This is a genomic window from Spirillospora sp. NPDC052242 (assembly GCF_040679555.1).
Lineage (GTDB): Bacteria > Actinomycetota > Actinomycetes > Streptosporangiales > Streptosporangiaceae > Spirillospora.
This window is the reverse complement of record NZ_JBFAUZ010000084.1, coordinates 1-25,228: the sequence shown is the minus strand read 5'-3', so window position 1 is coordinate 25,228 and position 25,228 is coordinate 1. Positions and strand designations below refer to the sequence as shown.

Below are 25,228 nucleotides of genomic sequence, written 5' to 3'. Positions count from 1 at the left end.
CCGGTGCCTCAAACGCTACGTCGCACGCGAGCTCTTCCAGATCATCACCGCTCACGATCTCGAACTCGCCGCTTGACATCCATAAGAGCATCCCCCGGCCGGGACGCCCGAACCGCCGCACACGTCCACCACGGTGCGGCGGTTCGGGCGTCCCGGCACCGGACGGACGGACGTCAGGACCGGGCCGTCAGGGGCGGGCGCGCCCCGACGGGCCCACCGCCCCACCGGCATCGGCGGCATCGGCGGTGGTCCCTTCGACCAGACCGGCCTCGTAGGCCACGATCGCCGCCTGCACGCGGTTCCTGACCTCCAGCCGCGTCAGGATGGCGCTCACGTACGCCTTCACCGTGCCCTCCACCACGTGGAGCCGCTGGGCGATCTCGGCGTTGGACAGCCCGCCGCCCACCAGCGCGAGCACCTGCCGCTCCCGCGGCGTCAGGTCGGCGACGCGGCGCCGGGCCCGGGCCTCCTGCGACATGCGGCCGCCGCGCAGCTCCCCGATGACCCGGTGCGCCACCTTCGGCGACAGGTACGCGGCCCCGCCCGCGACCGCCCGCACCCCCGCGATCAGCTCGTGCGGGTCGCCGGACTTCAGCAGGAACCCGCCCGCGCCGCCCGACAGCGCCCGGACGATGTACTCGTCCTCCCCGAACGTGGTCAGCATGACGATCCCCGTGCCGGGCGCCGCGCGGCGCAGCTCCTCCGCGGCGGCCAGCCCGTCCAGCCGCGGCATGCGGATGTCCAGCAGCGCGACGTCCGGCCGGTGCGCCAGCACGCCCTGCACCGCCTCCCGCCCGTCGGCGGCCTCGGCGACGACCTCGATCCCCGGGTCGGCGGCCAGGATCGCCCGCACCCCCGCCCGGATCATGGCCTCGTCGTCGGCGAGCAGTACGCGGATCACGGGGTTTCCCTTCGTTCGTCGAGCCGCCGCGACAGCACCGAGGTGCTGTAGGCGTCCTTGGTGATGAGGCGTCCATCGGCGAAGCACAGCCGGTAGACCCATTCGGTGCCCAGCAGGTTGGCCTCCGGGCTGTAGTAGCGGCAGCGGGCGCCCGGCGGCTCGGGCACCGTCTCCCGGACGACGCCGGTCCCGGCCGTCTGCACGGACGGCAGCGCCCGCTCCACGTCCTCCCGGTCGCCGCCGACCCGCAGTGCCCGGTAGTCGGCGGGTTCCAGCACCGAGTTCAGCGTCACGTACACGTGGTGGCCGACCATCACGGCGCCCAGCAGCGCCAGCAGCGCCGCCGGGACGACGATCGCGGTGATCAGTCCGCGGCGCACCCGGCGGCGCGCCCACTCCAGGTACCGCGCGGACTCGCTCACCGGCCCCGCGCCCTGGCCACCGTGCTCACCGGGAGGCAACCCGAACGTGGCGCGCAGCGCCGAACCGGCCGGCGTCCCGGCACCCGCGGACGGGGCGGGCGCCGCATGCCGCGCGCGTCCGCCGGGCCCCTGCGGGACCGCGGGCAGCCGCGCGGTGACCCGGAAGCCGCCGCCGGGCACCGGCCCGGCCTGCAGCACGCCCCCGACGAGCCGGACCCGTTCGGAAAGCCCGGTCAGCCCCCGCCCGCCCCCGGACGGCAGCAGCGGCGCCCCCTCGGGCGTCGGCCCGTTCACGACCGACACCTCGATCACCTCCCCGGCGGGACCGTCCGGGAGCCCGTCGGCGGCGTCGGCGGCGCGGTGGGACAGGCGCACGGTGACGGCGGCGCCCGGCGCGTGCTTGGCGGCGTTGGTGATCGCCTCCTGCACCACCCGGTGCGCGGCCAGCCGCACCATCGGCTCCGCCGCGAGCAGCGCCGCCACCCCGCCGCCGTCCAGCTCGTCCGCGGGGTCGCCGGCCGGGTCGACGTCCAGGCGGACCGGGACGCCCGACGCGCGGGCCCGCTCGACCAGCTCGGGGATGCTCTCGCGGCCCGGCCGCGTCGGCGCCTCCGGCGCGGCGCCCGCGGGCGCGGCCGCGTCCTCGCGCAGCACCCCGATGATCTCCCGCAGATGCTCGGTCGCCTCCGCCGCGCCCGCGCGCAGCTCCGCCGCCGCCTGCCGGTGCCGCTCCTCCAGCCCCGGCGCGACCTGCAGCGCGCCCGCCCGCACCGCGATCAGCGCCAGCTCGTGCCCGAGGGAGTCGTGCATGTCCTGCGCGATGCGGGCCCGCTCGCGCAGCCGCTCCTGCTCGGCGATGATGCGCTGCTCGCGCTCCAGCCGCTCGGCACGCTCCCAGCCCGCCCGCACCAGCTCCTGGTACTGCCGCCAGTAGCGGCCCATCAGCCACGGCAGGACGCCCAGCAGCACCAGCCACACCGTGCTGGGGAACCAGACCGTCACATCGAGGTCGCGGACGATGCTCAGCGCGACCCCGCCCGCCAGCACGAACGCGAACCCCCACAGCACCGGCCGCGACCGCTGCGACCGCAGGCCCGTCAGATAGGCCAGGACGGGCATGGCGAACACGAAGTTGCCGTGCAGCGCGGTCGTCGAGATGCCCAGGATCAGCGCCGCGATCGGCAGGGCCCGCGACATCGCGACCACCACCGCCATCACCGCGATCCCGGCGATCTGCAGCCACCAGCCCGCCGAGTCCGGCTCGATCGGCGCGATCGAGTTGATCGCCGGGGGCAGCACCAGGACGGCCCACAGCAGCGTGTCGCGCACCCTCATCGCGCGCGTCGGCCGCCGCACCGCCTCCCGCACCGCGCCCATCCCCGCCGCGACCCTGGCCGCGATCGGCACGCGCACCGGAGCGGGCGCCGCCGGATCTGGAGGCGCGTCCCGTCCGGAACCCTCGTGGACACGGGATGCGTAGTCGTTCACCCGCCCACGTTACAAGCGGGACGATCTGCGCTGATACTGACGAAAGTCAAGGTCCACGGCCCTCTCCCCCCGCCCGCTCCCCGGCCCCGACCACCCGGCCCGTCCGCCAGAATCCTGCCCGCAAGATGCCTGCGTCCTTCCCGCGCCCGGTCACGGCACCGAGTCACGGCACCCTTTCCCCCTTGCCGGTCACGCACCGAGGTCACGGCCCCCTCCTCCCAGCCGTCACATGGCCGGGCACCCGGCCGGTCACGTGGTGGGGGCGGACTCAATTACGGTTGGCCCGTGACCACCCCACCGGCCCTCCCCCCGGACGCTTCCGCAGACGCCTCCCCGGGCGATCCCGCGGGACGTCCCGAGGCGGGGCGCCCCGACCGGCGCGGGCGTCCGCTCGTCCGGCGGTTGCGGGGGCGCGCGGCGGCCCTCGGCGCCGACCCGGGGACCGGCCCCGCCACCGGCTCGCCGACCGGGGCCCGCGCCGCGGGACGGCCGGTGGTCCCTCGCGGCGACGCCGTGCTCGCCGCCGTCGCGCTGCTGGTCACGCTGGGGCTGAGCATCGCGGCCGTCCGGCCCGGCGACCGGGACCTGTGGCCGGCCGGCGCCGCGATGATCGTCGCGGTGACCCTGGCGCTGGCCGCGCGGCGGCGCCACCCCGCGATCGTGCTGGCCGTCGCGATCACGGTGCCGCAGGTGTACTACCCGCTCGGGTACCCCGACGGGCCGATCATGTTCGTCTCGTACATCGCGCTGTTCAGCGCGGCGGTCGAATGCCGGCTGATCGTGTCGCTCAGCGCGGTCTTCGCGGCGAACGCCGGGTTCATCGTGGCGTCGGTGCTGTGGGGCGACACGGTCTCCGACCCGGACGCGCCGCTGGACGCCCAGGGGCTGGCCGCGTTCACCCTGGGCCTGCTGGCCACGGTCGGCGCCGGGCAGTACATCCGCGGCCGCCGGGCGCAGGCCGAGGCCGCCGAACGGCGCGCGGCCGCCGCCGAACGCGACCGCGAGCAGGAGGCGCGGCGCCGCGAGACGCAGGAGCGGCTGCGGATCGCGCGGGAACTGCACGACGTGCTGGCCCACCAGATCTCCCTGATCAACGTGCAGGCGGGCGCGGCGCTGCACCGCCGCGACGACCCCGAGCGCGCCTACGCGGCCCTCGAGGCGATCAAGGCCGCGAGCAAGGAGACGCTGCGGGAACTGCGCGGCGTGCTGGGCGTGCTGCGGCAGGTCGACCAGGACGACGACGCCCCGGCCGGGATCGGGGACGGTCGCGCGCCGGGCGGCAGCCCGGTCGCGCCCGTGCCGTCGCTGGCGCGCGTCGGGGAACTGCTGGAGCAGACGGCCGCGGCGGGGCTCGTCGTGCGGCGCGCGGGCGACCTCGCGGCCGCCCCCGACGAACCCGCGGCCGACCGGGCAGGGCTGGCGGGGCTGCCCGCGCCGGTCGGCCTGGCCGGGTACCGCATCGTGCAGGAGGCGCTGACCAACGCCGTCCGGCACTCGGGAGCCGAGGAGGTCACCGTCGAGATCCGCCGCACCCCCGCCGCGGTGATCGTGCAGGTCGTCGACGATGGCGACGGCGCCCCCGCGGCCGCCGCGGACGCGGGCGGGGGCGGGGACGGCGGCGGGAACGGGCTGCGCGGGATGCGGGAGCGCGCCGTCGCCGTCGGCGGCGAGCTGACGGCCGGGCCCGCCCCCGGCGGCGGCTTCCGGGTGTGGGCGCGGCTCCCGCTGGGCCGGCCGCCGGACGGCGCGTCCGGGACCCGCGGCCGGGCCTGACCCGGCGGCGGGACGCACGACGCGCCGGGCGGGCGCGGAAACGGGTGAGCGCGGCGCGACGGGCGCCGCTGAAGGAGGAGATGGCGTGATCCGGGTAGTGCTGGCCGACGACCAGACGCTGGTGCGGGCGGGATTCCGGTCGATCCTGGAGGGCGAGGACGACATCGAGATCGTCGCCGAGTGCGGCGACGGCGAACGGGCCGTGCGGCAGGCCGCCGAGCTGCGGCCCGACGTGGTCCTGATGGACATCCGCATGCCCGTCCTCGACGGGCTCGAGGCCACCCGCCGCATCACCGGCGACCCCCGCCTCGACGACGTCCGCGTGGTGATCCTGACGACCTTCGACCTCGACGACTACGTCTACGGGGCGATCAAGGCGGGCGCCAGCGGCTTCCTGGTGAAGGACACCGAGCCGCCCGAGCTGATCCACGGCGTGCGGGTCGTCGCGCGCGGCGACGCGCTGCTGGCGCCCACCGTGACGCGGCGGCTCATCGCCGAGTTCGCGTCCCGCATCGGCGCGCCGCCGCCCGCCGCGCGGCTCGACGCCCTCACCGACCGGGAACGCGAGGTGCTGGCCCTGGTGGCGGCGGGACTGTCCAACGAGGAGATCGCCGGGCGGCTGGTGCTGTCCCCCGCCACCGCGAAGACCCACGTCAGCCGTATCCTGGCCAAGGTCGGCGCCCGCGACCGGGCGCAGCTGGTCGTCTTGGCCTACGAGACCGGCATGATCCGCCCCGGCTGGCTCGGCTGACCCCGCCCCCCGGCTGAAACACGTCGGTCAGGGTGCAACCGGTCCGGGCGGCGCGGTGTTGAACAGAAGTGACGGTAACACGGAGGCACCGGCGATCGGCGACGCATCGGCGGCCCGCGACGTCCCGGCCCCGCCGGACGAACGCGGCGCCGAGGTCGCCGCGGCCCTCGCCGGCGACCTGGACACGGGATTCGCGGTGCTGTACGAGGCGTACCGGGGCGTGGTGTTCTCCACCGCGCTGCGGCTGTGCGGCCGGTGGGCCGAAGCGGAGGACCTGGCCGCCGAGGCGTTCCTGCGCGCCTACCGGGCGCTGTGCGGGTACGAGCCGGACCGGATCGCCGAGTTGCGGCCCCGCGCCTGGCTGCTGACGATCCTGATGAACCTGTGGCGCAACGGGCTGCGGTCGGCGGCGCGGCGGCCGCGGCCGGGCCCGCTGGAGGACGCCGGCGACCCGCCCGACCCGGCCGAAGGCGTCGAGGACGCCGCCGCGCGCCACGAGACCGGCCGGGAACTGGCCGCGCTGCTGGCCGGCCTGCCCGAACGGCAGCGCGCCGCCGTGGTCCTGCGGCACGTCGCCGACCTGCCCGTCGCCGAGATCGCCGACGTGCTCGGCCTGCCGCAGGGCACCGTCAAGTCGCACATCTCCCGCGGACTGGCCCGGCTGCGCGCCGCCCGCGAGAACGACCAGGGGACGCGGCGTCCCGCACAGCGAGGGGGCAACCGATGACCCGCACCGATCCCGCGAACGGCACCCCGGACCGCCCGGCCGGGCCGACCGTCCCCGCATCGGCCCCCGACCCGGCGGCCGACTTCGCCGGCGACCTCTCCGCGGACCTCGCCGGGCTGGCCGCCGACGCGCCCCCCGGCCTGCTGGACCGCATCGCCGCGCGCCGCGCCCGCGTCCCCGGCCCCCTGCCCGACCTGCACGTCGCCTTCACCGACCGGGGCGTGGCGTTCCTGCGCGCCGGACTGGACGCCGACGCGTTCACCGCCGCGTTCCGCGAACGGTTCGCGCGGCCGCTGCTGCCCGCCGACCGTCCCCCCGCCGGGCTGGTGCCCGCGCTGCGCACCGGCCGCGCCGCCGGGGTCCCGCTCGACCTGCGCGGCCTCAGCGAGTTCGAGGCCGCGGTGCTGCGCGCCGCCGCCGCCATCCCGCGCGGCCAGACCCGCCCCTACGCGTGGGTCGCGCGCGAGGCGGGCCACCCGCGGGCGGTGCGGGCCGCCGGGACGGCGCTGGGCCGCAACCCCGTCCCGCTGCTGATCCCCTGCCACCGCGTCACCCGCTCCGACGGGTCCGCCGGGCAGTACGTGTTCGGCGCCGACGCCAAGCTGCGGCTGCTGCGCGGCGAGGACGTCGACGTGGACGCCGTCGCCGACCTCGCACGGCACGGCACCCGGCTGATCGGCAGCGACACCACCGGCATCGTGTGCTACCCGACCTGCGGCGACGCGCGCCGCATCACCCCCGCACACCGCCGCGGCTTCGCGAACCTGGCCGCCGCGCGCGCCGCCGGGTACCGGCCGTGCGCCCGCTGCCGCCCCGCCTGACCCGCCCCCGCGCACGCCCCGTCCCGGACCCTCCGCCGGGGCCTCCGCCGGGGCCGCGCATAGTTCCGCACATGGCGGGAATGGGGCGTCCACCTGCGGGGACGACCCAAGGAGGGGAACGAGCATGCGCGTCGTCGTGATCGGCGCCACCGGCAACATCGGCACCAGCACCGTCCGGGCGCTGGCCGCCGACCCGGACGTCACCCGGATCACCGCGCTGGCCCGCCGGCTGCCCGGCACCGGCGCCGGCGACACCGACAAGACCGAATGGGTCGAGGCGGACGTCACCGACAGCGACCTGGTCGCGCCGATGCGCGGCGCCGACGCGGTGATCCACCTGGCCTGGCTGTTCCAGCCCACCCACCGCCCCGCGGTGACGTGGGACGCCAACGCCGTCGGCAGCGCCCGCGTGTTCGACGCCGCCGCCGAGGCGGGCGTCCCCGCGCTGGTGTACTCCTCGTCGGTGGGCGCCTACTCGCCGGGGCCCAAGGACCGCGCCGTGGACGAGTCGTGGCCCACGCACGGCTGGCCCGGCGCCGCCTACAGCCGCGAGAAGGCCTACGTCGAGCGGCTCCTGGACGCGTTCGAGGCCGCCCACCCCGACCGGCGCGTCGTGCGGATCCGCCCCGGGTTCGTGTTCGAGCGGCAGAGCGCCGCGCAGCAGCGGCGGCTGTTCGCCGGACCGCTGCTGCCCGGCCGCCTCGCCCGCCCCGACCGCATCCCGGTCGTCCCGGACATGCCCGGCCTGCGGTTCCAGGTGCTGCACTCCGCCGACGCCGGCGAGGCGTTCCGGCTCGCCGCCGTCCGGGACGTGCGCGGCCCGTTCAACATCGCCGCCGACCCGGTCATCGACGCCGCCGAACTCGCCGACATGCTGGGCGCCCGCACCGTGCGGGTCCCGCAGCGGGGCGTGCGGGCCGCGCTCGCCGCGGCGTGGGGCATGCACCTGGTGCCCGCCTCGCCCGGGCTGTTCGACCTGGCGATGGAACTGCCGGTCATGGACACCGCGCGGGCCCGCACGGAACTGGGCTGGACGCCGCGGCACTCGTCCCGCGAGGCGCTGCTGGAGTTCCTGGAGGGCCTGCGCACCGGCGCCGGCCGCGACACCCCGCCGCTCGCGCCGGGCACCGGCGGCCCGATGCGCGCCCGCGAGTTCGCCACCGGCGTCGGCCGCCGCCCCTGACCGCGCGCACGGCCCCGACCGCACGCACGGACGGCCCGGCGGCCGGGCCCGCGGCCGCGTCTCACCGACCACACCGACAGCCCCGGCCCCGGGACGCGCCCCGGGGCCGGGCCACCCGAGGAGGGCACTCATGGCCACGATCACTTCCGCGCACCTGCACGACCTGCTGGCCTCCACCGACCGCGACGCCGCGCTCGTCGTCATCGGGGGCCGGGCCGCCGTGGTCCCGTCGTCGCCCACCCGGACCGGCGAACCGGACGACGCCATGGTCATCACCACCCGCGACGCCGTGATCGCCGAACTCGACACCGGCGCGAACGAGGAGCAGATCGAGCAGCTCGCCCAGCGCCTCGACGTCGCCCTGGACAGCCTCGGCGGCTGACACCGCCCCCGGCCCGGCCTACACCTGCACGGCCCCGGGCAACAACCCGGCCGGGACGGCCCCGTGCCGTGGCGTCCGGGCCGTTCGTGTGCGTTCCGTGCGCCCGGTTGCTGCGCGGCCCGGGTCCGTAGGCCGGTGACGTGAGCGGGCAGATCCTCGCGGCGGTGCCGCCGCAGCGGATGAGCGGTGCGGCGGCGTCCGCGGATGTCGAACGCGGGAGGTCGCGCGGAACGACCACCGGCCGTTCGTGGACCCGTTCCGCAGCCACCACCGGACCGTGCCTCCCCGGCCGATCGTCCCGATCGGTCAGTTCCCTCCGCTTTCCTCCCCGCCGCTCTCCTCCGAGCCCGCCTCGGCCGAGCCGTCCGCCCCGCGGGACGGACGCGCGGGGCGGGCCCGGCGGCGGTGGCTGGTGTCGCAGAACGGGTAGGCGCGGCTGCGGCGGCACGCGCACAGCGCCACCGTGAAACGGTCCGAGACCACCACCCGGCCGTCCTCCATTTCCACCTCGACCGGGCCCTCCACCAGCACCGGGCCGCCCGGGACCAGCCGCACCCGGCGCCGGTCCGCTCCAGCCCGCCCGTCAGGCCGCTCGTCGGCCCGCCCGTCAGGCCGCTCGTCAGGCGGCCCGCCGGGCGCCGTCACGCCGTCCACCTCGCTCACCGCCCCCGGCGGGCCCGCCCCGCCCGTCGTGCCCGTGGTCTCCGTGCCCGTGGTCTCCGTGCCCGTGGTCTCCGTGCCCGTGGTCTCCGTGGCCGCGCGTCCCGGTCAGGTCGGCCCGCACCACCACCAGCTCCTCGTGGCGCTGCCCGCACCGCACCGCGCCCCGCGCCTCCAGGCTCGCGGCCCGGCGCCGCATCACCGGCCCGAACGGCTCGTCCCGCCGCGCCGCCACCACCGGCCGCGTCCCCGCGTCCCGCAGCGCCACCAGCGTCGCCGCCACCCCGCTCAGCGCCGACTGCACCACCAGCAGCGTCCCGCCCGGCGCCAGATGGGCCGGGGCCTGCGCGCAGATCCGGTCCAGCAGCGCCCGCCCGCACGGGCCCGCCTCCCACGCGCGCGCCCGGCCGTGCACGTCCTCGGGAAGCGCGTCGCCGATCACGTACGGGGGGTTGGCGACGATCACGTCGAACCGCTCCCCCGCCACCGGCTCGAACAGGTCGCCGCGCAGCACCCGCACCGGCAGGTTCCGCAGCCGCGCGTTGATCCGCGCCGCCAGCACCGCGCCCGCCGCCACGTCCACCGCGACGACCTCGCGGGCCCCGCAGCGCGCGGCCGCCACCGCCACCGCGCCCGTCCCGGTCCCCACGTCCAGCACCCGGGCGCCCGCCGCGACCCCCGCGCGGCGCAGCACGCCCGCCAGCAGGGCGGTGTCGGCCTGCGGCCGGTACACGCCCGGCGGCCTCAGCATCGGCACATCGCCCCTGTACCGCGAGAAAACCATGACAAACCCCCCGTCAGTCGCGTGCGATCCGGTCATCGGGCGCCGCCCCCGGCAGGGGACGGCGCAGCGACGACCGCGGCGGGTCCGATCCCCAGGCGCCCAGCAGGTGGGCCCCGAGCCGGTCCTCCAGCAGGCCCGTCGCCCGCACCCCGAACGTCACGTCCGCCGCCAGCTCCGGCTCGTCCGCCAGCAGCCCCCCGATCACGTCGTGCCGCAGCACCTGCTCGTGGACGGCGTCGGCCTCGATGTGCTCGGTGTAGAACAGCAGGGCCCGCGGCCCCGCGGCCAGCCGCTCCAGCGCCCGCGCCATCCGCCGCGCGGCGGGCGCCGTGGTGATCTCCGCGGCGGCGAAGTGCCCCACCAGCGCGCCCCGCAGCGACCGGCGCAGCCCGAAGCACGACATCATGTTCACCGTCGCCAGCATCGCCGCCGGCGCCGCGTCCACGTAGGCGCCGTAGGCCGAGTCCAGGCCCAGATCCTCGAGCAGGTCGGCGTACAGGCCGGCGTGGATGCGGTCGGGACGGCCGCCGCCGAACTCGTCGTGCTCGACCGCGACCAGCGCAGTCTTGGCGCGGCCCCGCAGCCGCGGGATCACCCAGGCGTGCGGGTCGGCCTCCTTCAGGTGGTACACCGAGCGGTGCGCCGCGTGCTCCAGCAGCTGCCACCACTCCCCGGCGTCCCGCAGGTGCCCGGCGACGCCCCCGCCGCCGTCGGCGGGCTCCACCAGCAGCTCGTCCAGCACGTGCTCCAGCTCCGCCCGCCCGGAGCGGGGCGTCGCGGTGTCGGGCGTCGCGGTGTCGGCGCGCAGGGCGTCCAGGAAGACCGTTTCGAGCGCGCCGCGCAGCCGCAGCAGCTCGGGATCCCACTCCCAGTCCGGGGCGACGCCGGCGAAACCGCGGTAGTGCAGCTCGTAGCAGACGTGCAGGGCCAGCTGCAGGTCGTCGCCGTAGGGGTCGGCGGACCCCGCGTCCCGCGGCAGGGGCGCCGCGCCCGGACGCGCCGGGCCGCCCGGCGAACGCCCCGCCAGAGTCTCGATCACGGCGCGCGACAGGGGGCCGCGCGGCTCCGGCAGGACGGGCGCCGCGTCCCTCCCGCCCCGCCGCAGCGGCGGCGCGCTCTCCTCGACTGTCATGTCCCCTCCCGTGGTCGGATCCCGTCGCCCCCCGGTACCCGCTCACCGGGGGCCCATACGCCGCCCCGGCCATGCGACCGGTCACACCGGCCGGGGCCGGCGGGACGCCCGGCGCCGCGGGGCCCGGCCCCGGACCGCGGCACGGGCGTCGGCGCAGGGCCCTGACCGGATCGTTCCGGTCCGCGCCGGGATCGGGCCTGCCGGACGGGCGCCCCGCCCCGGCAGGATCGGGGGCATGAACCGAGCGCTACTCGTCATCGACGTCCAGGAGTCCTTCCGGCGGCGGCCCAACTGGCGGGCCGTGTCGGCGCCCGACATCGCCGCCCGCGCCGCCCGGCTCGTCGACGCCGCCCGCGCCGCCGGGGACACCGTCGTGTGGGTGCTGCACGCCGCGCCCGGAAGCGGCACCCCCTTCGATCCCGCCCTCGGGCACGTGCGGCTCATGGACGGGCTCGAGCCCGCGCCCGGCGAGCCCGTCGTGACCAAGACCTCCCGCAACGCGTTCACCACCACCGGGCTGCAGCGGCTGCTCACCGCCCGCGGCGTCCGCGAGGTGGTGATCTGCGGGATCCAGACCGAGCAGTGCTGCGAGACCACCGCGCGGCTGGCCGCCGACCTCGGCTACGGCGTCGTGTTCGTCACCGACGCCACCGCCACGTTCCCCATCGAGCACCGCGACGCGCCGCCCGGCCGCGACCTCGACCGGATCCTCGCCGACCCCGCGACCCTGCCGACCGACCAGATCATCGCCCGCACCGAGTACGCCCTCGCCGGCCGGTTCGCCGCGATCGCCTCCCTGGACGACCTCGCCCCCGCGCCCGCCCGGTAGGCTGACCGGATCGTGACCCGAATCGTCTTCCTGCTCGTGCCCGGCGTGCACCTGCTCGACCTCGCCGGGCCCGCGCAGGTGTTCTTCGCCGCCTCCGACGTCCTCGGCGACCCCGCCGACGCCGAACCCGCCGACCACGGCCCCGCCGCCGCGGGCGCCGGCGGGTACCGGCTGCTGTACGTGGCCGAGCGGGAGGGCGTCCCCAGCGCCCAGGGGCTGCGCCTGGACGCCGGCACCCGCTGGCCCGACCTGCACCCCGGCGACGTCCTGCTGGTCCCCGGCTGGCGGTGGCGCGCCGGCGCGCCGCACACCGCCCCGGTCGGCGCCGACACGGCCCGCCGCATCGCCGCCCACCACGCCGCCGGCGGCCTGGTCGCCAGCGTCTGCGCGGGCGCGTTCGCGCTCGGCCAGGCCGGGCTGCTGGACGGCCGCCGCTGCACCACCCACCACGAACTGCAGGACGCACTGGCCCGCCGCCACCCGCGCGCCGCCGTCGTCCGCGACGTCCTGTACGTGACCGACGACCGGGTCGTCACCTCCGCGGGGATCGCCAGCGGGATCGACCTGGCGCTGCACCTGGTCGCCGCGCGGCACGGGCCCGGCGTCGCCGCGCGCGCCGCCCGCACGATGGTCGTGTACGCGCGCCGCAACGGCGAGGAGCCGCAGGACGGCGTCATGCTGCGGCACCGCGCGCACCTCAGCGACACCGTCCACCACGTGCAGGACGCGATCGACGCCGGGTACGCGCGGCCGCTGCCGCTGGCGGCGCTGGCCGCCGCGGCCGGGGTCAGCGAGCGCACCCTCACCCGCCGGTTCGCCGCCGCGACCGGCCTCACCCCGCTGCGCTACCAGCAGGAGCTGCGCCTGGAACGGGCCGAGCACCTCATCGGGCAGGGCGCGACCGTCGAGTCCGCGGCCCGCGCGGTCGGCTTCGCCGACGCCCGCATGCTGCGCCGCCTGCGCGCCCGCGCCTGACCGCCCGCCCCCGGCGGGCCCTGCGGGGCGGGGGTCAGCGGTCGGGGCGGGCCAGCGCCCCGGTCAGGAACAGCGCGGTGACGGCCGCGCAGGCCTCCTCCACGCCCATCCGCCGCCGCGCCACCCGCGACACCATGCCCTCCAGCAGGCTGAAGTACAGCTCGGCGAGGGTGTGGACGGGGATGTCGCGGCGCAGCGACCCGCCGGCGGCGCCGCGCTCGAACACCGTGCGCAGCGGCCCGACGAGCCGGGCGTCGACGCGGCGGACCTCCGCGGGGCCCTTGTCGAGCAGGCCGAGCGCCCGGTACTTGCTGATCACGGCGATCGTCGCGCGGGTCGTCTGGGCGATCGCCTCCTCGGTGGAGACGGCGTCGAGGCGGGCGGCGGCGAGCCGCTCGCCCAGGTCGGCGAACGCGGCCTCGTAGAGGGAGCGCAGCAGCGCGTCGCGGTCGGGGAAGTAGCGGTCCAGCGTCGCGCGGGCGACGCCCGCGGCCCGCGCGATGTCGGCCATGCTCGCCTGCTCGCCGTCCTCGGCCAGCACCGTCGCCGCCGCGTCGAGGATCCCCGTCCGGACAGGGTCGGGCCGCACCGTGCTCCTGGTCATCGCCCCAAGGGTACCGGCGTCGTCACGGCGTGATCGGCACCTCCACGTGCCCGGCGGCGCCGGGCCGCACCACCGCGCGTCCCGCGGTCGCCTCCGCCGCCCACGCCGTGAACTCCGCGACGCGTTCCGCCGGAACCGTCACGTCCGCCTCCACGCCCGCACCGTAGCGGACGCCGGACGGCTGCCCCCACCGCGCGTGCAGGTCGCCGAGGAACCGTCCGGCCAGCTCGTGGCCGACCGCGACGGTCACCGTCACCACCGGCCGCAGCTCCACCACCCCGGCCGCGTCGACCGCCGCCGACACCGCCTGCCCGTAGGCGCGCACCAGCCCGCCCGCGCCCAGCTTCACCCCGCCGAAGTAGCGGGTGACGACCGCCGCGGTCCCGGTCAGGCCGCGCCGCACCAGCACCTCCAGCATCGGGATCCCGGCCGTGCCCGCCGGTTCGCCGTCGTCGCTGCTCTTGGTGATCTCCCCGTGCTCGCCCACCACGTACGCGGTGCAGTTGTGCGTGGCGTCGCGGTGCGCGCGGCGGTGCCCGGCGATGAACGCGACCGCCGCGTCCTCGTCGGCGACCCGCGCCAGCGTGCAGACGAACCGGGACCGGCGGACCTCCAGCTCGCGGGTCACGCCGCCGCCGATCATGCGCACGGGGACCGCCGGAGGCGCCGGGGACAGGGGATCATCGCCCGCACCCTACCGGCGCCCGGCCGGGCCGCCGCCCGCGCCGGGGTGGGGCCAGGGGTTGGGGCGGCACCCGTACAGAGACTTGGTCTGCTGCACCATCACCGGTGCCCGCTCGCCCGGGCCGGGGCACGACCGGTGCCCGTGCCCGAGAGCGTGCCCGACCTCGTGGTTGATGAGGTACTCCCGGTAGGACAGGACGTCGCGGCCGTAGGAGTCGTCGCCGGACGCCCACCGCAGCGCGTTGATCACCGACCGTTCGCCCTCGCGGCACGACAGCTCCCCGCCGGTGATCAGCGGCGCGCACACCCGGTCGGTCAGCGCCGGGGTCGACAGCGACACCCGGAACCGCACGGGGCCCTCGCTCACCCGCCGGAACCGCATCGCGCCGCCGTGGCCCCAGCCGCGCGGGTCGTTGAGGATGCGGTGCACCTGGTCGGCGAACCGGGGGCCGGTGAACGGCAGCCCGCGCTCCACCTCCACCAGGTAGTCCACGATGGGCCCGGACGTCCCGTCCGGCGGCGCGGCCGTGCCGGGGACGACGGCGTAGTCGCCGCTCGCCGACCGCGGGATCTCCACCGGCACGGGCTGCCGCCGCCCGTTGACGAGCGGCCCGGACTCCGCAGAGTTCGGCGGGCGGGTCGCGGGGGTGCGGGCGGGGCGGCTCGGCGCCGTCGCCGTCGGGCTCGCCTGCGCGGCCCCTCCGGCGGGGCGCCCGTCCCCGGACGACGACACGACCGCCACCGTCACCCCGGCGGCGGCCACGGTCAGCGCCGCGGCGGTCCCGGCCGCCCACCGCGCGCGGCGGCGCGGACGCCGCCGGCGGTGGGACGGGCGTGGCGCGGCGGCCGGGTCCTGAAGATCGTGCACGGTGCTCCGCTCGGCGGTCGGGCACCGGGGACACTCGGCCGGGACGTCGCCGCACGGCCGGGCGCCGCGCCCGCGGACGTCCCCCGTGGCCCGCCGGTGCGAGAAGATGATCGTCACCGATCGTAACGGGGGCGGCCGGCGCGGGCGCCGCCGGGGCGCCGCGCCGGCGGCGGGCTAGATCAGCTCGATCAGGTCGGCGATGGACGCCGCCACGCGGGACGGGCGGAACGGGAACCGGCCGATCTCGTCCTCGCGGGTCACCCCGGTCAGCACCAGGATCGTCTCCAGGCCCGCCTCGACGCCCGCGACGATGTCGGTGTCCATCCGGTCGCCGATCATCGCGGTGGACTCGCTGTGCCCGCCGACGACGTTCAGCGCCGTCCGCATCATCAGCGGGTTCGGCTTGCCGACGAAGTACGGCTCCACGTTCGTCGCCCGGGTGATCATCGCGGCGACCGCGCCGGTGGCGGGCAGCGCGCCCTCGGGCGACGGGCCGATCGGGTCGGGGTTGGTCGCCACGAACCGGGCGCCGCCCTCGATGAGCCGGACGGCCTTGGTGATCTGGGAGAAGCTGTAGGTGCGGGTCTCCCCCAGCACCACGTAGTCGGGGTCGATGTCGGTCAGCACGAAGTCGTTTTCGTGCAGCGCCGTCGTCAGCCCCGCCTCCCCGATCACGTACGCCGACCCCTGGGGGCGCTGGTCGGCCAGGAACCGCGCGGTCGCCAGCGCCGACGTCCAGATCGACTCGGCGGGCACCCGCAGCCCCAGCGCCGCGAGCCGCGCCGACAGGTCGCGCCGGGTGTAGATGGAGTTGTTGGTGAGGATCAGGAAGGGTTTGCCGGAGGCGGCGAGACGGTCCACGAACTCCTCGGCGCCGGGGACGGGCCGTCCCTCGTGCACCAGGACACCGTCCATGTCCGACAGCCAGTACTCGATCGGCCCGCGCTCGGTCATGTCCCCATTGTCGCAGGTGGAGATCACCGCTCCGGACGAACGGACGCGGCCTCCGGACCGCCGCGCGGGCGCGCGGCCCGGGCGGGCCGGGGAGGTGCCGGGTGCGCGAAGGGTGCGCGGCGGGGCGTTGACCGGGACGTGACGCGGGTCATACATTTCCGGGACGGCGCACCGAACCACGTTCGGCGTACGGTGCCGGGCGGGGGGCGCCGCGACCCGCTGGAGGCGCGAACGTGCAGAGCATCGCCGAGGTCCGGGCGGCCATGACGGCCCCCGGGCAGCCGTTCGAGATGGACGAGATCGACATCCGCGGGGTGCGGACCCGCGTGTGGAAGCACGCCCCGCCCACCCTGCGGGACGTGCTGGAGACGTCCCGCGCGCACGGCGACGCCGACTTCATCGTCTACGAGGACGACCGGCTGACGTTCACCGATCACTACGCGCGCGCGGCGGCGTTCGCCCGCGTCCTCATCGAGCGGTACGGGGTGCGCAAGGGCGACCGGGTCGCGATCGCGATGCGCAACTACCCGCAGTGGTCGGTGGCGTTCTTCGGCGCGGCCGCCGCGGGCGCCGTCGCGGTCCCGCTGAACGCCTGGTGGAGCGCCGGGGAGCTGGAGTTCGGGCTGCGCGACAGCGGCGCGCGGGTGCTGGTCGCCGACGCGCAGCGCGCCGAGCGCCTCGCCGGCGTGCTGCCGGGCCTGGACGTCGCCGTCCTCGTCGCCCGTCCCGGCGAGACGGGCCCGCCGCCGGGCGCCGCGGACTTCGACGCCGTCGTCGACGCGGCCCTGCGCGCCGCCGGGGGCGCGGCGGCGGCTGTCCCGCCGGACGTCGCGCTCCAGCCCGAGGACGACGCGACGATCTTCTACACGTCCGGCACCACCGGCCGCCCCAAGGGCGCGCTGGGCACGCACCGCAACATCACCGGCAACCCGGTCGGCCTCGCCTACGGGCTGGCCTCGGCCGGGGTCCGCGCGGGCCGCCCGCTGGCCGAGCTGACGGCGCCGCAGCGCCGGGTGACGCTGCTGAGCGTCCCGCTGTTCCACGCCACCGGCTGCCACTCGGTGCTGGTGTCCAGCGCCCTGCAGGGCGGCACCGTCGTGCTGATGTACAAGTGGGACGTCACCACGGCGCTGCGGCTCATCGAGCGGGAGCGGGTCACCGGGTTCGGCGGCGTGCCCACCATGGCCTGGCAGGTGCTGACCGCGCCCGACTTCGGCGACTACGACACCTCCAGCCTCACCGGCGTCAGCTACGGCGGCGCGCCGGCCGCGCCCGCGCTGGTCGACACGATCCGCGAGCGGCTGCCCGACCGGGTGCCCGGCAACGGGTACGGGCTGACCGAGACGTCGTCGGTCACCACCTACAACGGCGGCGTGAACTACCTGGAGCGTCCCGACAGCGTCGGCCCGCCGGTGGCGGTCTGCGACGTGAAGGTCGTCGGGCCGGACGGCGCCGAGCTGCCGGCGGGCGAGGTCGGCGAGCTGCTGATCAAGGGACCCAACGTCATCAAGGGCTACTGGAACCGGCCCGAGGAGACCGCCCGCGCGTTCGTGGACGGCTGGTTCCACAGCGGCGACCTGGCCCGGGTGGACGCCGACGGGTTCGTCTACATCGTCGACCGCGCCAAGGACATGCTGATCCGCGGCGGGGAGAACGTGTACTGCGCCGAGGTGGAGGCGGCCCTGTACGAGCATCCGGCGGTGGCGGACTGCGCGGTGATCGGCGTCCCGCACGACGTGCTGGGCGAGGAGGTCGGCGCCGTGATCGTCCCGCGGCCGGGCGCGTCGCTCACCGCCGGGGAGGCGCGGGAGTTCCTGGCCGGGCGGATCGCGGCGTTCAAGGTCCCGGCCCACTGGTGGTTCCGCGAGGAGGGGCTGCCCCGCAACCCCGGCGGGAAGATCCTCAAGACGCGGCTGCGGGAGGAGTTGCTGGCCGCGCCCCGGTAGCCGCGGGCCCGGCGGGCGCGGTGGGCGCCGGCCCGGCACCGTGCGGGCGGCGGAAGGTGCGGCGGTAGGCGTCGGGCGGGACGCCGACGGTGCGGTGGAAGTGGCGGCGCAGCGTCGCGGCGGAGCCCATGCCGGTGGCCGCCGCGACGGCGTCGACGCCGTCGTCGGTGGTCTCCAGCAGCTCCTGGGCGAGGCGGATCCGCTGGGTCAGCAGCCATTGCAGCGGCGTGGTGCCGGTCGCGGCCCGGAAGTGGCGGCCCAGGTTCCGCGGGCTCATCCGGGCGCGCCGGGCCAGGTCGGTCACGGTCAGCGGCCGGTCGAGCCGTTCGATCGCCCACGCGAACAGCTCGGCGAGGGGGTGGCCGTCCGGGGCGGGCACGGGGGCGGTGACGAACTGGGCCTGGCCGCCGTCGCGGTGCGGCGGCACGACCAGGCGGCGCGCGACCGCGTTGGCGACCGCGGAGCCGCGGTCGCGGCGGACGAGGTGCAGGCACAGGTCCATGGCGGCGGCCTTGCCCGCGGAGGTGAGGACGCTGCCCTCGTCCACGTAGAGGACGTCCGGGTCGACCCGGACGCGGGGGTGGCGGTCGGCCAGCGCCGCGGTGTGCGCCCAGTGCGTGGTGGCGCGCCGGCCGTCCAGCAGGCCCGCCGCGGCGAGCACGAACGCGCCGGTGCACAGGGACGCCACGCGCGCCCCGGCGGCGTGGGCGGCGCGCACCGCGCCGACCAGTTCGGCGGGCGGGTCGGCGTCGGTGTCGGCCCAGCCCGGGACGATCACGGTCCCGGCGCGCGCGAGCCGGTCGAGCCCGGCGTCGGGTTCCAGGGCGAACCGGCCGACCCGCACGGGGGCCGGCCCGTACACGGCGAGGTCGTACCAGGGGCCGGGCACGCCGGCCGGCGCGGCGGCGAAGACCTCGTAGGCCAGGGACAGCTCGAAGTGCAGCATCCCGTCGGTGACGGCCAGCGCGACGGTATCCATGTCCGAAAGTGTACGGATCATGGCGTTCCGGACGCTCGCGGGCGGGCGCCCGTCCCCGCCAGGATGTACACGGTTGATCGTTCAAGCACAGGGGAGTGACCGTGGGATCGGGACAGACGGTGGCGGTGTTCGGCGCGTACGGGCACACCGGGCGGTTCGTGGTGGACGAGCTGCTGGAGCGCGGGTTCGTCCCGGTGGCGTCCGGCCGCGACGCCGGGCGGCTGCGGGCGCTCGCGGCGTCCCGCCCCGGGGTGGAGGCGCGGCCCGCGACGGTCGACGACCCGGCCTCGCTCGACCGCGCGCTGGCGGGCGCGGCGGCGGTGGTCAACGCCGCCGGGCCCTTCGCCGCGACGGCCGCACCCGTGATCGAGGCGGCCCTGCGGGCGGGCGTCCCGTACCTGGACGTGGCCGCCGAGATCGAGGCGAACGCCGACACGTTCGCGCACTTCGGCGACCGCGCCCGCGCCGCGGGGGCGGTGGTCGTCCCGGCGATGGCGTTCTTCGGCGGCCTCGGCGACCTGCTGGTCACCGCGGCGATGGGCGACTGGACGTCCGCCGACGAGGCGCACATCGCCTACGGGCTGAGCGGCTGGCACCCCACGGAGGGGACGCGCGCCTCGGGCCGGGTGTCGCGGGAGCGGCGCGGCGGCGGCGTCCGCGTCCGCCACGCGAACGGGCGGCTGGAGTACCGCCGCGACGACCCGCCGGTCCTGGAGTGGCCGTTCCCCGCGCCGCTGGGGCCCCGGCCGGTCGTCGGGGAGTTCTCGATGGCCGACGTCGTCACCGTCCCCCGCCATCTGCCGATCCCCGAGGTGCGCACCTACATGACGGTCGAGGCGGCCGGGGACGTGGCGTCGCCGGACACGCCCGCGCCGGCCGCGGCCGACGAGACCGGGCGCTCCGCGCAGACGTTCCTCGTCGACGTCGTCGTGCGCTCCGGCGGCGCCGAGCGGCGCGCCGTGGCGCGGGGCCGCGACATCTACGCCGTGACCGCGCCGCTCGTCGTGGAGGCGGTCGACCGCGTCCTCACCGGGCGGGTCCGCGCCGCCGGCGTCGCGTCCGCCGGGGAGATCTTCGACGCGCCCGACTTCCTGGGCGCGCTGTCTCCGCACGTCTCGGTCGACCTCCGCCCGTGACCCCCCGCCCGTGACGCCCGCCCGGGCCGCCGCGCCCGGCACGGCGAAGGCGGGCCCGGGATCCGGTCCCGGGCCCGCCTCGTGCGGCCGTGCGCGTCAGACGTTGACGCCGAAGTCGGACGCGATGCCCGACAGGCCCGAGGCGTAGCCCTGGCCGACGGCGCGGAACTTCCACTCGTCGCCGTTGCGGTACAGCTCGCCGAACACCATGGCGGTCTCGGTCGAGGCGTCCTCCGACAGGTCGTAGCGGGCGATCTCGCTGTTGTCGGCCTTGTTCACCACGCGGATGAACGCGTTGCGGACCTGGCCGAAGTTCTGCTGGCGGCTGTCGGCGTCGTAGATCGACACCGGGAACACGATCTTGCTGACCTCGGCCGGGACGACGGACAGCCCGACCTGGATCTGCTCGTCGTCGCCCTCGCCCTCACCGGTGAGGTTGTCGCCGGTGTGCTCGACCGAGCCGTCGGGGCTCTTGAGGTTGTTGAAGAACACGAAGTGCTGGTCCGACAGGACCTTGTTCTCCGCGTCGAGCAGCAGGGCGCTGGCGTCCAGGTCGAAGTCGGTCCCGGTCGTGGTGCGCACGTCCCAGCCCAGACCCACCACCACGGCGGTCAGTCCGGGAGCCTCCTTCGTCAGCGAGACGTTGCCGCCCTTGCTCAGACTGACTCCCACTGTTGCTACCTCCGTATCGAATGCGGGTGCCGGTCACCCGCGCGGGTCTCTACGAGTCTCCTACGAGAACGGTAGTCACCTCGCGCGGGTTCCCCCGCATCCTCGGGCAAGTCACGGCGTGGCGCGCGCTTTTCTCCCCTTTCGGCGACCTGTCGTTCACCGTCCCGCCGCCCCGCGGTCCCCGGGCGGCGGGACGGCGTCAGCCGGTGAGGAAGGTCGTCGGCGCGGTGATCTCGGCGGGCAGGTCGAACGCGGCCGCCAGGTCCCCGGCGCGGGGGGCGAGGTCGTCGCAGACGCGGCGCCGCGCCGCCCACGCCTCGTCCAGCGCGCCCGGCGGCAGGACGCCCTCGTTGAGCAGGTCGCCCGCGCGGCGGTCGATCCAGTTGAGGGCGTGCAGGGTCAGCACGGGCCGCAGCGCGGCGGGGCCGGTGTCCAGGGCGCGGGCGAGGATCTCCAGGGTGATGCGGTCGGCGCAGGCGGTGGCGGTGCGGGCGGCCAGGACGAGGTTGTCGTTCCACGCCGTGAACGCGTCGGCGCCCGCGGCGCGGGCCGCGGCGACGCGGGCGGCGAGCCGGTCGCGCATCCGCCGCTCGGCCTCGCACGCCAGGAACCGCCACACCGCCGGGGACGCCAGGTCGCCGTCGTCGGGCGGGCCGGGTTCGGCGGGCGGGGGCGTGTAGCGGTCCAAGTCGGCCATCGCGCGGGCGGTGTCGTAGAGGATCAGCTCGTTGTCGCCGCCGGCGTTCATGTAGGCGTGGGTCAGGCCCCGGTAGGCGTTGAGGCGTTCGACGGCGGCGAAGCCGGGGGCGCCGCTGTGCACGCGGCAGGCCGAGACGGTCTCCTGCGCCTGGACGGTCGCGGCGGCCTTCAGCAGCGCCAGGTCGCGGTCGACGGCCGACCAGGGCGCCCACGCGGTGTCGGGCCCGGCGTCGCCGGGGCTCGCCGCGGTCGCGCCGGGCGCGTCGGCGGAGGTGCGGCGGGCCTGGACGTGCGCGGCGACGGCGGTGAGCGCGTACCCGGACGCCAGCGCCGACAGCACCGCCTCGCGCTGGTTGCGGTAGTCGGTGAGGGCGCGGCGGGGCGCGAGCCGGCCGAGGGTGGCGCGGCCGGCGGAGTGCGCGAGCAGCATCCCGGCGGACGCGCGGGTGATCGCGGCCGACGCGGAGATGACGGCCCGCCACACCGCGGGCGCGATCGCCATGGAGCGGGTGAGGCGGGCGGCGGGGGTGCCGGCGGGGTCGTGGAAGGCGCCGTCGGGGCCGATGCCCGCGCCGTCGCGCAGCCACGCCTCGTAGGGGACGTGCAGCCCGTCGAGGCGGACGGCGCCGTAGTCGATCTGCAGGCCGGTCGTCTCGGGCGCGGGGACGATGCGGGCGCCGTCGGCGATGCGCCCGCCGGGCCCGCGCAGCGGCACCATGAACACGAACACGCCGCGTTCCTCGCCGCCGTGCTCGAGGGTGGCGTAGACGGCGGCGGTCTTGGGCAGTTCCGGGTGGGCGGTGTTGGTGGGGAACTTGGCGGCCGCCGCGTCGGGGGTGGTGAGGACGAACCCGCCGGTGCGGGGGTCGTGGCGCGCGATCGTCCGGGGCGACAGGTGGCTGTTGCTGCGGCCGACCTCGGTCATCAGCAGGGTGCCGAAGGAGTCCATCGACTCCAGCGCCGCGCCCGCCGCGCCGCCGGGCCCGTCCTGTCCGGCGCCGAACCGCAGGACGGGCCCGAACGCGAGGGTGTAGTGCAGCATCGTGACGTGGAACAGGGCGGGGTCGGCGATCGCGGCACGTTCCAGCAGCGCGCACAGCAGCGGCGGGTCGTCCAGCAGTTCGGCGGCGGGCGGGGCGGCGAGCCCGGCGCGGCGCAGCCGCCGGTAGGTGAGGGCCTGGTGCTCGCGGGCGGTGAGCCCGTCGGGATAGGCGAAGCAGTCGGCGGGGACGGCCTCGGCGATCCGGGCGCGGACCTTGTCGTCGCGGGCGGCGCCGCGCGCGAACGCCAGCAGGGCGGGGTCGGGGACGCCGTGCGCGCTCATCGGCGCCGGTTCCGCGCCGCCCGGCCCGGTCTCGGGTCCGGTCTCGGGTCCGCCGTCGTGCGTGGTGTGGGTCATCGCGGATGCTCCCGTCAGGCGGAGGGGTCGGTGATCGCGCTGGCGGACGCCTTGCCGGTCGCGCCGCCGGCGGAGCGGCGGGGCCGGTCGCGCAGCGGGATCAGGAGGCGGGCGCCGGGCAGGGTGAGGCGGGCGCACTGGCACAGGGCGTCGCCGGGGCCGGCCTCGGTGAACACGGTGGCGCCCGCGGCGTCGACCTGCCGCAGGGTGTCGGGCAGCCGGACGGGCTTGACGATGCAGTCGGCCAGGGCGCGGTGCAGGTCGTCGTCGTCGCGGTAGGCGCGGCCGCGCACCGGGGAGTGCACGGCGATCTCCAGGGGCCGCTGCGGGAACGCGCGGATGGTCTCGTACCACTCGTCGTCGGCGCCGGCCATGGCGGGATGGTGCGACAGGTAGGGCACGGCGAGCCGCACGGCGCGGACGCCGCCGTCGCGGGCGGCGTCCAGGACCTTGCCCAGGTCCGCGTCGGGGCCGGACACGACCGTGACGCCGGGGGCGTTGAGGCAGGCCACGACGACGTCGGGGGTCCCGGCGGCGGCGATGCGGTCGCGGGCGCCGTCCTCGCCGGTCTCCAGCAGGGCCATGCCGCCGCCGGCGCCGCGGCGGGCGAGGACGTCCACGAGCGCGACGGCCATGCGGGCGCCGTCGGCGATCGTGAACACGCCCGCGGACACGGTCGCGGCGATCTCGCCGAAGCTCTGCCCGACGGCGATGCGGGGCGTCACCCCGGCGGTGCGCAGCGCGCGGTCGACGGCGACGGACGCGGCGTACCCGCACAGCTGGGCGACGCCGGGGGCGCGGGCGGCGTCGCGGTAGGCGGCGGGGTCGTCCAGCAGGATCGTCCGCAGCGACGGCCAGCCGGTGCGGGGCAGGCCCTCCTGGACGGCGTCCAGGACGTCGGCGACGGCGCGGGCGGCGGCGGGGCCGGAGCGGGCCAGTGCGGGGAGGTCGGGGACGGCGGCCGATCCGGTTCCGGCGAACAGGAACGCGCACACGTCATCGGGCTTGAGCTCGTCGGCCGGGCGGAAGGAGGGCGAGGCCACGCGGTGTCTCCTTACCTGGAAGGAAGACTCTCATTTCTTTTTGGATAAAGGCCGCTGAACGTCTCGATATAGAACGGAAATCCCGAAATGGGATTATTCACTCATGGGATCGGTCTGGCAACCGTCGGTGGCGCGCCCGGATCCGGTGTTCGGCGGGTTTCCGCGCGCTCGGGGCGTCGGCGGGACGGCCGTCCGGAAGGGCCTGACCGAAAAGGGCCGATCGAGAACGTCAGCCGAGAATGCAGCCGACCACGATCACCGGCGGCGAGCCGGGCGCGAGGGAGCGACGCATGACCTGGCCGAACCAGCGACCGACGAGCGGGCCGCAGGAATCCCCGCGTCCCGGACCTGCCGGGCCCGCCTCGGACGGCGCCGCGCCCGGCGCCCCCGGCTGGGCGATCCGCGGCACCGGCTCCCACCTGCCGCGGCGGCGGGTCCGCAGCGAGGAGGTGTCGCGCTCGCTGGGCCTGGACCCCGGCTGGATCGAGCGCCGCACCGGCATCCGCGAGCGCCGGGTCGCCGCCGACACCGAGGCGTCCTCCGACCTGGCCGCGCAGGCCGCCCGCCGCGCCATGGCCGACGCCGGGATCCGCCCCGACGACGTCGGCCTGATCGTGCTGGGCACCTCGACGCCCGACGAGCTGGGCCCGTCCACGGCGTGCCGGGTGCAGGCGCTGCTGGGCGCCCGGCACGCCGCCGCGTTCGACGTCGCCGCCGCCTGCACCGGGTTCGTCTACGGGCTCCAGACCGCCGTGGGGTGGCTGGCGACCCAGCGGGGCGCGCCGCCGTGCGCGCTGGTCATCGGCGTGGAGGTGTACTCCAAGTTCCTCGACCCCGGCGACCGGGGGACGGCCGCGCTGTTCGGCGACGGCGCCGCCGCGGCGGTCGTCGGGCCCGTCCCCTCCCCCTACGGGATCGGGCCGATCACGCTCGGCTCGGACGGCACCCGCGCCGGGGACGTGCTGATCCCCGCGGGCGGGGGCCGCCGCCCCGCGTCGGCGGAGACGCTGGCGGAGCGCGGCCACACCATCCACATGGACGGCCGCGCGGTCCGCGACTTCATCGCCGCGACGTTCCCACGGCTGGTGACCGAGGCGGTGGACGGCGCCGGGATCAAGCCCGCGGACCTGGCGCTGGTGGTGCCGCACCAGCCGAACCCGGCGCTGGTGGCGTCGCTGGCGCCCGACGCCGGGCTGGAGGCCGGGCAGCTCGCGATCGCCGGGCACGACGTCGGCAACATCGGCGCCGCGAGCCTCCCCTACGCGCTCGACACCGCGCTGCGGGCCCGTCCGGCCGCGCCCGGCGACCTGGTGCTGCTGGCGGGGTTCGGCGCGGGCCTGACCTGGGGCCACACGATCGTCAGGTGGCCGCCGTCCTGACCGGGACGCGTATACGGCGGGCGGCCGGGACGCGGTG

Annotated in this window: 24 protein-coding genes; 11 read left to right on the top strand and 13 right to left on the bottom strand. The window is 77.0% G+C overall.

The window, feature by feature from the left end:
- Nucleotides 1-187: 187 nt before the first annotated feature.
- On the bottom strand, nt 188-901 hold the full coding sequence (locus tag AB0L25_RS39760) for a response regulator (protein WP_500178688.1): 714 nt from the start codon (nt 899-901) through the stop codon (nt 188-190).
- Entirely contained in the window at nt 898-2,811 is a 1,914-nt protein-coding gene (locus tag AB0L25_RS39755) for a sensor histidine kinase (protein WP_500178686.1), read from the bottom strand. Before AB0L25_RS39755 ends, AB0L25_RS39760 begins: the two co-directional genes overlap by 4 nt.
- Before the next feature lie 285 nt (nt 2,812-3,096).
- Here AB0L25_RS39755 and AB0L25_RS39750 point away from each other — a divergent pair, with 285 nt between their 5' ends.
- The 6 genes from AB0L25_RS39750 to AB0L25_RS39725 all read left to right on the top strand — a co-directional run bounded on the left by AB0L25_RS39750 (nt 3,097) and on the right by AB0L25_RS39725 (nt 8,448).
- On the top strand, nt 3,097-4,584 hold the full coding sequence (locus AB0L25_RS39750; RefSeq protein WP_500178684.1) for a sensor histidine kinase: 1,488 nt from the start codon (nt 3,097-3,099) through the stop codon (nt 4,582-4,584).
- An 85-nt stretch (nt 4,585-4,669) separates the two neighbouring features.
- Entirely contained in the window at nt 4,670-5,335 is a 666-nt protein-coding gene (locus AB0L25_RS39745; RefSeq protein WP_500178683.1) for a response regulator transcription factor, read from the top strand.
- Between the two features lie 58 nt (nt 5,336-5,393).
- Nucleotides 5,394-6,062: an RNA polymerase sigma factor gene (locus AB0L25_RS39740; RefSeq protein ID WP_500178681.1), complete on the top strand. Its 669-nt coding sequence runs from the start codon at nt 5,394-5,396 to the stop codon at nt 6,060-6,062.
- The gene (locus AB0L25_RS39735; protein ID WP_500178679.1) at nt 6,059-6,883 is read left to right on the top strand and encodes a methylated-DNA--[protein]-cysteine S-methyltransferase; all 825 of its coding nucleotides are present in this window, start codon (nt 6,059-6,061) and stop codon (nt 6,881-6,883) included. The genes AB0L25_RS39740 and AB0L25_RS39735 overlap by 4 nt, the downstream gene beginning before the upstream one ends.
- Before the next feature lie 124 nt (nt 6,884-7,007).
- Nucleotides 7,008-8,066: an NAD-dependent epimerase/dehydratase family protein gene (locus tag AB0L25_RS39730; RefSeq protein WP_500178678.1), complete on the top strand. Its 1,059-nt coding sequence runs from the start codon at nt 7,008-7,010 to the stop codon at nt 8,064-8,066.
- Between the two features lie 130 nt (nt 8,067-8,196).
- Nucleotides 8,197-8,448, top strand: a complete 252-nt coding sequence (locus AB0L25_RS39725; RefSeq protein WP_500178676.1) for a hypothetical protein — start codon at nt 8,197-8,199, stop codon at nt 8,446-8,448.
- A 306-nt stretch (nt 8,449-8,754) separates the two neighbouring features.
- Here AB0L25_RS39725 and AB0L25_RS39720 read toward each other — a convergent pair whose 3' ends face one another.
- The 3 genes from AB0L25_RS39720 to AB0L25_RS39710 all read right to left on the bottom strand — a co-directional run bounded on the left by AB0L25_RS39720 (nt 8,755) and on the right by AB0L25_RS39710 (nt 11,024).
- The gene (locus AB0L25_RS39720) at nt 8,755-9,003 is read right to left on the bottom strand and encodes a CDGSH iron-sulfur domain-containing protein (RefSeq protein WP_500178674.1); all 249 of its coding nucleotides are present in this window, start codon (nt 9,001-9,003) and stop codon (nt 8,755-8,757) included.
- A 64-nt stretch (nt 9,004-9,067) separates the two neighbouring features.
- Nucleotides 9,068-9,859, bottom strand: a complete 792-nt coding sequence (locus AB0L25_RS39715; protein ID WP_500178689.1) for a HemK2/MTQ2 family protein methyltransferase — start codon at nt 9,857-9,859, stop codon at nt 9,068-9,070.
- Between the two features lie 46 nt (nt 9,860-9,905).
- Nucleotides 9,906-11,024: an iron-containing redox enzyme family protein gene (locus tag AB0L25_RS39710; protein WP_500178672.1), complete on the bottom strand. Its 1,119-nt coding sequence runs from the start codon at nt 11,022-11,024 to the stop codon at nt 9,906-9,908.
- Nucleotides 11,025-11,259: 235 nt separating this feature from the next.
- Between AB0L25_RS39710 and AB0L25_RS39705 the strand changes: the two genes are divergently transcribed.
- Both AB0L25_RS39705 and AB0L25_RS39700 read left to right on the top strand, forming a co-directional pair.
- Nucleotides 11,260-11,853, top strand: coding sequence for a cysteine hydrolase family protein (locus tag AB0L25_RS39705; protein ID WP_500178670.1), 594 nt, complete (start codon nt 11,260-11,262; stop codon nt 11,851-11,853).
- A gap of 12 nt (nt 11,854-11,865) precedes the next feature.
- Nucleotides 11,866-12,828 carry a GlxA family transcriptional regulator gene (locus AB0L25_RS39700; protein ID WP_500178669.1) on the top strand — a complete coding sequence of 321 codons (963 nt, stop codon included), beginning with the start codon at nt 11,866-11,868 and terminating at the stop codon, nt 12,826-12,828.
- 34 nt (nt 12,829-12,862) lie between these two features.
- On the opposite strand, the gene AB0L25_RS39695 is transcribed toward AB0L25_RS39700, so the two are convergent.
- The 4 genes from AB0L25_RS39695 to AB0L25_RS39680 all read right to left on the bottom strand — a co-directional run bounded on the left by AB0L25_RS39695 (nt 12,863) and on the right by AB0L25_RS39680 (nt 15,938).
- Nucleotides 12,863-13,432, bottom strand: coding sequence for a TetR/AcrR family transcriptional regulator (locus AB0L25_RS39695; RefSeq protein WP_500178667.1), 570 nt, complete (start codon nt 13,430-13,432; stop codon nt 12,863-12,865).
- 22 nt (nt 13,433-13,454) lie between these two features.
- Nucleotides 13,455-14,081, bottom strand: a complete 627-nt coding sequence (locus tag AB0L25_RS39690; RefSeq protein WP_500178666.1) for an IMPACT family protein — start codon at nt 14,079-14,081, stop codon at nt 13,455-13,457.
- A 45-nt stretch (nt 14,082-14,126) separates the two neighbouring features.
- Nucleotides 14,127-14,984 carry a DUF3152 domain-containing protein gene (locus tag AB0L25_RS39685; RefSeq protein ID WP_500178664.1) on the bottom strand — a complete coding sequence of 286 codons (858 nt, stop codon included), beginning with the start codon at nt 14,982-14,984 and terminating at the stop codon, nt 14,127-14,129.
- Between the two features lie 174 nt (nt 14,985-15,158).
- On the bottom strand, nt 15,159-15,938 hold the full coding sequence (locus tag AB0L25_RS39680) for an HAD-IIA family hydrolase (RefSeq protein WP_500178662.1): 780 nt from the start codon (nt 15,936-15,938) through the stop codon (nt 15,159-15,161).
- Nucleotides 15,939-16,171: 233 nt separating this feature from the next.
- Here AB0L25_RS39680 and AB0L25_RS39675 point away from each other — a divergent pair, with 233 nt between their 5' ends.
- The gene (locus AB0L25_RS39675; RefSeq protein WP_500178660.1) at nt 16,172-17,884 is read left to right on the top strand and encodes a class I adenylate-forming enzyme family protein; all 1,713 of its coding nucleotides are present in this window, start codon (nt 16,172-16,174) and stop codon (nt 17,882-17,884) included.
- On the opposite strand, the gene AB0L25_RS39670 is transcribed toward AB0L25_RS39675, so the two are convergent.
- Nucleotides 17,841-18,863, bottom strand: coding sequence for a helix-turn-helix domain-containing protein (locus AB0L25_RS39670; protein WP_500178658.1), 1,023 nt, complete (start codon nt 18,861-18,863; stop codon nt 17,841-17,843). The genes AB0L25_RS39675 and AB0L25_RS39670 overlap by 44 nt on opposite strands.
- A gap of 101 nt (nt 18,864-18,964) precedes the next feature.
- Between AB0L25_RS39670 and AB0L25_RS39665 the strand changes: the two genes are divergently transcribed.
- A complete protein-coding gene (locus AB0L25_RS39665; protein WP_500178656.1) occupies nt 18,965-19,999 on the top strand; it encodes a saccharopine dehydrogenase NADP-binding domain-containing protein in 1,035 nt (344 codons plus the stop codon).
- A gap of 96 nt (nt 20,000-20,095) precedes the next feature.
- Here AB0L25_RS39665 and AB0L25_RS39660 read toward each other — a convergent pair whose 3' ends face one another.
- From AB0L25_RS39660 to AB0L25_RS39650, 3 genes are all read right to left on the bottom strand, one after another.
- Nucleotides 20,096-20,671 (bottom strand): TerD family protein, encoded by a 576-nt coding sequence (locus tag AB0L25_RS39660; RefSeq protein ID WP_500178654.1) that lies wholly within the window; start codon nt 20,669-20,671, stop codon nt 20,096-20,098.
- A gap of 199 nt (nt 20,672-20,870) precedes the next feature.
- Nucleotides 20,871-22,769 carry an acyl-CoA dehydrogenase gene (locus AB0L25_RS39655; RefSeq protein WP_500178652.1) on the bottom strand — a complete coding sequence of 633 codons (1,899 nt, stop codon included), beginning with the start codon at nt 22,767-22,769 and terminating at the stop codon, nt 20,871-20,873.
- 14 nt (nt 22,770-22,783) lie between these two features.
- The gene (locus tag AB0L25_RS39650) at nt 22,784-23,812 is read right to left on the bottom strand and encodes an ACP S-malonyltransferase (protein ID WP_500178650.1); all 1,029 of its coding nucleotides are present in this window, start codon (nt 23,810-23,812) and stop codon (nt 22,784-22,786) included.
- A 290-nt stretch (nt 23,813-24,102) separates the two neighbouring features.
- On the opposite strand from AB0L25_RS39650, the gene AB0L25_RS39645 reads away from it, so the two are divergent.
- Nucleotides 24,103-25,191: a 3-oxoacyl-ACP synthase III family protein gene (locus AB0L25_RS39645; protein WP_500178648.1), complete on the top strand. Its 1,089-nt coding sequence runs from the start codon at nt 24,103-24,105 to the stop codon at nt 25,189-25,191.
- Nucleotides 25,192-25,228 lie beyond the last annotated feature (37 nt).